This is a genomic window from Planococcus maitriensis (assembly GCF_003289925.1).
Taxonomy (GTDB): domain Bacteria; phylum Bacillota; class Bacilli; order Bacillales_A; family Planococcaceae; genus Planococcus; species Planococcus maitriensis.
Genome location: NZ_QLZQ01000002.1, coordinates 389,083 through 397,773, shown reverse-complemented (window position 1 = coordinate 397,773; position 8,691 = coordinate 389,083). Strand labels below are relative to the sequence as shown.

Annotated in this window: 9 protein-coding genes; all 9 read left to right on the top strand. The window is 49.2% G+C overall.

Annotated features, from left to right (window positions below; translation table 11 throughout):
- The coding region (locus tag DP119_RS08310) for a citrate/2-methylcitrate synthase (RefSeq protein ID WP_276308707.1) at positions 1-210 on the top strand (210 nt) is incomplete at its 5' end.
- Between the two features lie 78 nt (positions 211-288).
- Positions 289-1,557 (top strand): NADP-dependent isocitrate dehydrogenase, encoded by a 1,269-nt coding sequence (gene icd / locus DP119_RS08305; protein ID WP_112232643.1) that lies wholly within the window; start codon positions 289-291, stop codon positions 1,555-1,557.
- Between the two features lie 62 nt (positions 1,558-1,619).
- Positions 1,620-2,558 carry a malate dehydrogenase gene (mdh, locus tag DP119_RS08300; RefSeq protein ID WP_112232641.1) on the top strand — a complete coding sequence of 313 codons (939 nt, stop codon included), beginning with the start codon at positions 1,620-1,622 and terminating at the stop codon, positions 2,556-2,558.
- Positions 2,559-2,706: 148 nt separating this feature from the next.
- Positions 2,707-3,183, top strand: coding sequence for a MaoC/PaaZ C-terminal domain-containing protein (locus tag DP119_RS08295; RefSeq protein ID WP_112232639.1), 477 nt, complete (start codon positions 2,707-2,709; stop codon positions 3,181-3,183).
- A gap of 45 nt (positions 3,184-3,228) precedes the next feature.
- Complete coding sequence (locus DP119_RS08290) at positions 3,229-3,936, top strand: response regulator transcription factor (protein ID WP_112232637.1); 708 nt, start codon at positions 3,229-3,231, stop codon at positions 3,934-3,936.
- Positions 3,933-5,333 carry a two-component system histidine kinase PnpS gene (gene pnpS / locus DP119_RS08285; protein WP_112232636.1) on the top strand — a complete coding sequence of 467 codons (1,401 nt, stop codon included), beginning with the start codon at positions 3,933-3,935 and terminating at the stop codon, positions 5,331-5,333. The genes DP119_RS08290 and pnpS overlap by 4 nt, the downstream gene beginning before the upstream one ends.
- Before the next feature lie 9 nt (positions 5,334-5,342).
- Positions 5,343-6,563 carry a carboxylate--amine ligase gene (locus DP119_RS08280; RefSeq protein ID WP_112232634.1) on the top strand — a complete coding sequence of 407 codons (1,221 nt, stop codon included), beginning with the start codon at positions 5,343-5,345 and terminating at the stop codon, positions 6,561-6,563.
- 172 nt (positions 6,564-6,735) lie between these two features.
- Positions 6,736-7,707: an FtsH protease activity modulator HflK gene (gene hflK, locus DP119_RS08275; protein WP_112232632.1), complete on the top strand. Its 972-nt coding sequence runs from the start codon at positions 6,736-6,738 to the stop codon at positions 7,705-7,707.
- Positions 7,707-8,687 (top strand): protease modulator HflC, encoded by a 981-nt coding sequence (gene hflC, locus DP119_RS08270; RefSeq protein WP_112232630.1) that lies wholly within the window; start codon positions 7,707-7,709, stop codon positions 8,685-8,687. Before hflK ends, hflC begins: the two co-directional genes overlap by 1 nt.
- Positions 8,688-8,691 lie beyond the last annotated feature (4 nt).

Sequence of the window (8,691 nt, the reverse complement as noted above, 5' to 3'; positions counted from 1 at the left end):
CTTCCGCCAAACGTCGATTTCTATTCGGCATCGGTTTACCACTCCTTGAACATCGAGCATGACCTGTTCACGCCGATTTTCGCGGTCTCCCGTGCGTCGGGCTGGCTTGCGCACATCCTGGAGCAATACTCCAACAACCGCCTGATCCGCCCACGTGCGGAATACATCGGGCCTGGCATGCAGACATACGTGCCGGTTGAAGAACGTTAAGCAAGGCAATACAATAAAATTTGATGGGGCTGACACAATGTGCAGCCCTATGACTTTGAACTCAGGAGGAACTTACACATGACGAACGGCGAAAAAATCTCAGTAGAAAACGGCGTCTTGAACGTCCCTAATAACGCAGTCATCCCATTCATTATCGGTGACGGAACTGGACCGGATATCTGGAACGCAGCTTCACGCGTACTTGAAGAAGCGGTAAACAAAGCTTATAACGGTGAAAAATCAATCGTCTGGAAAGAAGTTTTGGCTGGCCAAAAAGCTTTCGACGAAACAGGCGAATGGCTTCCGGAAGAAACACTTAACGTTATCCGCGAATACTTGATCGCAATCAAAGGGCCGCTTACTACACCAATCGGCGGCGGTATCCGCTCATTGAACGTGGCACTTCGCCAAGAGCTTGACCTTTACACTTGCTTGCGCCCTGTACGCTATTTCGAAGGCGTGCCATCACCGGTTAAACGCCCAGAAGATACAGACATGGTCATCTTCCGTGAAAACACAGAAGATATCTATGCAGGTATCGAGTACGCAAAAGGCAGCGACGAAGTGAAGAAATTGATCTCATACCTTACTGATGAAATGGGCGTTAAAAACATCCGCTTCCCTGAATCATCAGGTATCGGCATCAAACCGATTTCAGAAGAAGGCACAAAACGTTTGGTACGCGCTGCCATCAACTATGCGTTGACTGAAGGCCGCGATTCCGTAACGCTTGTACACAAAGGGAACATCATGAAGTTCACTGAAGGAGCTTTCAAAAACTGGGGCTATGAAGTGGCTGAGCAAGAATTCGGCGACAAAGTCTTCACGTGGAACGAATACGATGCGATCAAAGACGAAAAAGGAACTGACGCTGCAAACAAAGCACAAGAAGAAGCTTTGGCTTCAGGCAAGATCCTTGTCAAAGATTCCATCGCTGATATCTTCCTTCAGCAAATCCTTACGCGTCCAAGCGAGTTCGATGTTGTTGCAACAATGAACTTGAACGGCGACTACATCTCTGATGCACTGGCTGCACAAGTCGGCGGTATCGGTATCGCTCCAGGCGCGAACATCAACTACGACACAGGACATGCGATCTTCGAAGCGACTCATGGTACGGCTCCGAAATATGCTGGCCTTGATAAAGTGAACCCGTCTTCTGTTATCTTGTCAGGCGTCTTGATGCTTGAGCACCTTGGCTGGTCAGAAGCTGCTAAATTGATCACTTCTTCAATGGAAAAAACCATTGCATCTAAAGTCGTTACTTACGACTTCGCACGTCTTATGGACGGTGCGACAGAAGTGAAAACTTCTGCATTCGCTGATGAACTAATCAAAAACATGTAAAATGAAAGAGGAGGCTTCTGCCTCCTCTTTGTTGTATCATCCGATGGAAAGGGGAGTTTCACATGACATTCAAACGGAAAAAGATTTCGGTGATCGGTTCCGGTTTCACTGGCGCAACGACGGCTTTCCTGCTGGCACAGAAGGAATTGGGGGATGTCGTCATCGTCGATATCCCTGCGATGGAAAATCCGGTGAAAGGCAAAGCGCTGGATATGGCAGAAGCGGCGCCTGTCTTGAATTTCGATGCACACATAATAGGGACCTCGGATTACGCGGATACGAAAGACTCCGACCTCGTCATCATCACGGCAGGGGTAGCCAGAAAACCGGGCATGAGCCGGGATGATCTAGTGCAGACCAACCAGAAAGTCATGAAATCCGTTACCAAAGAAATCGTCACCCACTCGCCGAACGCGACAATTCTTGTGCTGACCAATCCGGTTGATGCGATGACTTACACCGTTTTTAAAGAATCCGGCTTTCCGAAAGAACGGGTGATCGGCCAGTCCGGCGTGCTTGATTCCGCACGTTTCCGCAGCTTTGTGGCGGAAGAGCTCAATTTGTCGGTCAAAGACATTACAGGCTTCGTGCTTGGCGGCCACGGGGATGACATGGTACCGCTTGTCCGGTATTCATTCGCTGGCGGTATCCCGCTCGAAACCCTTATCCCGAAAGACCGGCTGGAGCAGATCGTCGAGCGGACGCGAAAAGGCGGTGCCGAAATCGTCAACCTTCTCGGAAATGGCTCCGCTTATTATGCGCCTGCCGCCTCTTTGGTGGAAATGACGGAAGCAATCATACTCGACCAAAAACGCGTCTTGCCGTCGATTGCCTATTTACAAGGCGAATACGGAATGGACGGGATTTATCTGGGCGTGCCTGCAGTACTTGGCGCATCCGGAATCGAAAAAATCATCGAGATCGAGTTGAACGAAAAAGAAAAACAAGCGCTCGATAAGTCAGCTGCCTCGGTAAAGGCGGTCATGGACATTCTAGCGTAATGCATGAAGCCGGACGGGGGTGGCCTGTCCGGCTTTTTCAATGGTTGCAGATAAGCCTGCATGCACGGCCGGAAGGCGGACGAACTTGCACTTATACTGCTGTAATTGATACTATAAGGATATGAACCACCTAGGGGAGGGAAAGCCTGTGTTGCTCGGAAAAAAACGGAAACTAGGCAGGAAGATTGAAGATATTACCATCGGTGAGAAGTTGAAGCTGACGGAAAAGATCGAAGACAAGGACTTGCTCTTGTATCTGGGGCTGACAAACGATGGAAATCCATTGTATATCCAGCATGACTTCGCTTCCACCACCAGTTTTGAAAAGCCGGTCGTGCCGAATATCATGCTGACGGGTATCGTCACATCAGCAGTGTCCAAGTATATGCCAGGACCGGGCTCTTATATTTGCGAACAGCATCTGGTATTCAAGAAGCCGGTCTACCATTATGCGACAGTCGATTTCCTGCTGGAAGTGACCGATGTGGATGTAAGGGGAAATCTGGCGACCATCCGCGTCGAAGGCACGGATGAAGAAGGCGCAATTTGCATAGAAGGAAAGATCGTTGCACAGCCGCCGAAAACGTCGAACAAATTGACGACCCAGGCGATGGAGAATTTCTAAAGCGGTTTGGAATGGGGGTTCCAAATTGAGTGTGGAGGATGCAAAATGCCGAAGAAACTTTTGATCATTGAAGATGAACATTCGATTGCAACGCTGTTATCGTATAATTTGGTGCAGGCAGGATATGAAACGATTATCGCAAATGATGGAAAGCAGGGCTACGATCTTGCGCTGAGTGAAAATCCGGACTTGATCGTGCTGGACTTGATGCTGCCGTCAATGGATGGCGTGGAAGTGTGCAAATCATTGCGCCAGCAGAAAGTGAACACCCCGATCATCATGCTGACGGCAAAAGGCGACGAATTCGATAAAGTGCTCGGCCTGGAGCTGGGGGCGGATGATTACATGACCAAGCCGTTCAGCCCGCGTGAAGTGGTTGCCCGCATCAAAGCGGTGTTACGCAGGGCAGAAACAAGCCCAGTCATCCAGCAGGACGGGTCTGCCCCGTATGTGTTCGGTAAGTTGCAGATTTTCCCGGATAGATTTGAAGTATTTTTGGATGACAAGCAATTGGAGTTCACACCGAAAGAATTCGAATTGCTGGTCTACCTGGCGGAAAACAAGAATAGGGTATTGACCCGGGACCAATTATTGAGCGCTGTATGGAAATACGACTTTGCCGGCGATACACGGATTGTCGATGTCCACGTCAGCCATTTGCGTGAAAAGATCGAAGCGAATACGCGCAAGCCGACTTTTATCAAGACCATCCGCGGATTGGGCTATAAATTCGAGGAGCCGAAAAGTTCATGACTTTCCGGCGCCGCCTGCTGATCTCCTTGTTGTTATGGATCGGTACGCTTCTCGTCGGGCTTTATTTGATTGTGCTCCAGTTTCTCCCTTTATACGCGGAGGCGCAAAATAAATCCGCTGTTTGGCTGGCGTTGGGGCTTATTTTCCTGATTGGCCTGGCGATCTCTGCAGTCATCGGTAACCGTATTATCCGTTTGCAAGTGGAGCCGGTGGAAAATGCGACTGAAACCGCTGTGGAACTGGTGAAAGGGAATTACCGCGCCCGCGCCTATGAATCCGATGCCCAAGGCAGCTTGGAGCTGAACAAGACGATCAACGTCCTTGCCCGGAACTTGCAGGAAGTGGCTACTGTCCGCTTGATGGAACAGGAGCGGCTGAAAACGCTGATCGAGAATATGGGCAGTGCATTGGTGATGATTGACCGGCAAGGGACGATTTCTTTGGTTAACCGGGCATTTCTTGAGGAAACCGGCCTGAGCAGCGAGGCGGCACTTGGCAGCCTCTACAGGGAAATCGATATTGCGCCCGAACTGAAATCCTTCATTGAAACAGTGTTCATGACTGAAACCCGTTCACGCAATCAAATCGAGTTTGCCGAAGGGATGAAGTTGAAGAACCTGGATGTATACGGCGCACCGGTCATCGGTGAACACGAGCGTTGGCTCGGGGTGGTCATCGTGTTCCACGATATTACCGAATTGAAGAAACTGGAACAAGTACGCAAGGATTTTGTGGCCAATGTTTCCCACGAATTGCGCACGCCCGTCACGTCGATCAAAGGTTTTTCTGAAACATTGTTGGACGGGGCTTATCAGGACAAAGATACCTTATTGTCATTCCTGGAAATCATCCAGACGGAAAGCAACCGCTTGGAAATGCTTATCAATGATTTGCTTAACCTGTCGAATATGGAACGCTCCACTTTCCATATCGAGTTGGAGCCGACGGACATGAAAGCCATCATTGAACGGGCTGTCGAAACGGTGCATCCGAAACTGGCAGAAAAGAATATCAGCCTGGAATTGGACCTGGCACCGGTTATCGTCAACGGCGACGGGAACCGGCTCATCCAAGTGATCGTCAATTTATTGATCAATGCCGCCACTTATTCAGTGGAAAACACCACCGTGTCGCTGAAGCTCTATGCAGAAGGGGACCAGGCAATCGTGAAAGTGGGAGATCAGGGCATCGGCATCGAAGCAGCCGAAATTGGCCGCCTATTTGAGCGTTTTTACCGCGTGGACCGCGCCCGCAGCCGGAATTCAGGCGGCACGGGGCTGGGGCTTTCAATCGTTAAACATATCATTGAAGCGCATCATGGCAAAGTCGAAGTCGAAAGCGAAGTCGGCGTAGGCACGACCTTTACCGTCTATTTGCCGCTTGCGGAAGAAATTTAGGAGGAACATATGGAAACTAAACACCCATTCTTGCCGATCATTGTCGGTACGGATATGAATGCATACAATATGGCGATTTCATTTCATGAAGCATACGGCATCAAGCCGATCTTGATCGGCAAAGAGCCTTTGTCCTTCACGGAGATGAGCTCGATCACTGAAACCATCGAATTTGATAAAAGGCTATCCGAGCCGGAACATTTCGCGGATATTTTGATCGGCATGGCGGATAAATACAGGGCTCCCGGCAAAACTTTGTTGCTGGTCGGCACGAATGATCTTTACGTGCGCTTGATAATCGAGAATGCCAAAGTGCTGCGCGAGCATTATGTCTTCAATTACCCGACTGAAGAACTGATGAATAAATTGCAGATGAAAGCGAATTTCTATGAACTGTGCAAAGAGCACGGCATCGATACGCCGACGACATATTTTTATGATTGCAGCCAGGATGTTCCATTCGACGACAGCGACATGATGTATCCGGTCGTCGTCAAACCAAGCAATGGCATCGAATACAGCCGCAATAAGTTCGAAGGGCAGGAAAAAGTCTATAAGGTGGACAGCCCGAAAGAGCTATTTGAAGTCATCCAGAAAATCAAGGCAAGCGGCTACCGTGATGAATTGATCATCCAGGATTTCATTCCAGGCGATGATACATATATGTGGGATTCCGTCATTTACGCCAATTCGAAAGGCCAGACGCAATTGGTGACGTTTGCGCAAGTTGTCTTGCAGGAACATACCGTCACGGCCATCGGCAATTATACGGCGCTCATCACGCGATTCGACAAGGAAATGATGCAAAAGCTCCAGCATTTCCTTGAAGCGGTCGGTTATACCGGATTCGCCAATTTCGATTTGAAATACGACTCGCGCGACAAGAAATTCAAGGTATTCGAAGTGAATATCCGCCAAGGGCGCTCAAGCTATTATGTCACGGCGCTTGGCCATAATATGGCAGAGTACTTGGTCGATGATTTGATTTACAAGACGGAGAAACCGATCACTTATTTGAATGAGGATTTTCTGTTCACAGTTGTTCCGAAGGTGGTATTGCGCAATTTCGTCCAAAACCAGGTGGTCCAAAAAGACATCAAGCGCTTGATCAAGGAGAAGAGATGGGGCAATCCGCTATTCTATAAAAAAGATACCCATATGAAGCGCAAACTGTATCTTTTTGCGCGCCAAGTGAATTATTATAAAAAATACAAAAACAATCAATGGTAAGTTTACACAGGCTTAACACCAGCTTCACAATCGGGTGCTATTCTTTAATAGAACCCCCTTCAACCGCATGACTTGAAAAAGAGCCCCTCCCCGGGCTCTTTTTCTATTTTCCTGAAACTATTTCACAATCATTCCGTATACATAGTTATAAAGAAAAAAAGGGGGAAACACCATGACTACGAAACGAGTCCTGTCCATCATCGGGCTGTCGATTGCCGGCATCCTTGCATTGGTCGCCGTCTTTACTTCCTGGTACACCGTCGATGAGTCGGAACAGGCGGTCATCATCACGTTCGGTGAAGCGGGGGAGCCGGTCACGGAATCTGGCCTTCACTTCAAGATGCCTTGGCCTATCCAAAAAGCGGAAGTGATGTCAAAGGAAACCTACAGCCTTCAATTCGGCTATGACCAAAACGCGGAAGGTGAAATCACTACATACGATAAAGAGACCAAAATGATCACCGGGGACGAGAACATCGTCCTGACCGATCTTGTCGTCCAATGGAAAATCACCGACCCGAAAAAATTCCTGTTCAATGCAGAAGACCCTCGTGAAATGCTTCACGATGCCACATCCGCATCCATCCGTTCGATTATCGGGAGCTCCTTGATCGACGATGCCCTGACATCAGGAAAAGCGGAAATCGAGGCGGATACCCGTGACCTGTTATCATCGCTTATCGAGGAATACGATATCGGGATTTCCGTCTTGGCGGTGAAGCTGCAGGATGTGGAGCTGCCGAACGAAGAAGTGCGCGCAGCGTTCACGAATGTGACGGACGCCAGGGAAACGATGAATACGAAGATCAACGAAGCGAATAAATACGAAAACCAGAAGCGCAACGAAGCATTAGGCGAGAAATCCGCCATCAATTCCCGCGCCGAAGCCCAGAAAGTCGAACGAATCGAGCAGGCGCGCGGTGACGTCGCAGTATTCGATAAACTCTATGCCGAATACGAAGGCAATCCGGAAGTGACAAGGCAACGGTTGATCATGGAAACTTTGGAATCGGTATTGCCGAACGCCAAACTGTATATCATGAACGATGATGAAGGAACGATGAAGTATTTGCCGCTCGGTGAAATGCAGACCGCCATACCGCCGGCAGCTGAAGAAGAAACCCAGGAAGGGGGCGGCAACTGATGGATCCGAAACAGCCATTCGGCAATAATAATACGACGGATATCTTCGGCAATAAAAACCGGGCGAAAAAACCGAGGGAGCCGAGAGAACCGATCAACTACAGGAAATACTGGAAACCGATCCTCATCTCGGCAATCGTCTTTTTCGCTTTATTGATCGTCCTGACCAATGCCTATGTCGTGAAAGAAAATGAATACCGCGTTGTCCGGCAGTTCGGTGAAGTCGTCAAAGTCCAGGAAGAACCGGGCATTAAAATGAAAATCCCGTTCATCCAAAGCATCACGACCATCCCGAAATACCAGATGACCTATGATGTATCGGAAGCGGAGATCAACACGAAAGACAAAAAACGCATTTTGATCGACAATTACGCCGTATGGCGGGTGACCGACCCGCTTAGCATGATTTCGAATGCCGGAACGATCATCAATGCCGAGTCGCGCATGGAAGAGTTCATTTATTCCGTCGTGCGCACAGAGCTGGGCCAGCTCGATTATGACGAAATTATCAACGACGAGAATTCCTCGCGCGGCAGCCTGAACGACACTGTGACAGAAAGAGTCAATGAATTGCTCAACACCGACCAATACGGCATCGAAGTCGTCGATGTCCGCATGAAACGCACCGACTTGCCGGCGGAAAACGAACAAGCCGTCTTTACGCGGATGATCTCGGAGCGGGATTCAACTGCACAGGACTATCTGTCGCAAGGCGATGCGCGCAAGCGTGAAATCGAAGCGCAAGCTGACCGCGATGCACAGGAAGTCATTGCCACCGCCAAAAAAGAAGCGGCCCTGATCCAGGCGGATGGGGAAGCGGAAGCAGCCCAGATCTACAACGAATCGTTCTCGAAAGACCCTGAATTCTATGAGCTTTACCGTTCACTCGAATCGTATTCGAAAACGGTCGGTGAAGATACGGTCATCATCATGCCGTCGGATTCACCTTATGCAAGACTGTTATCCGGAAATCTTGAATAGTGAC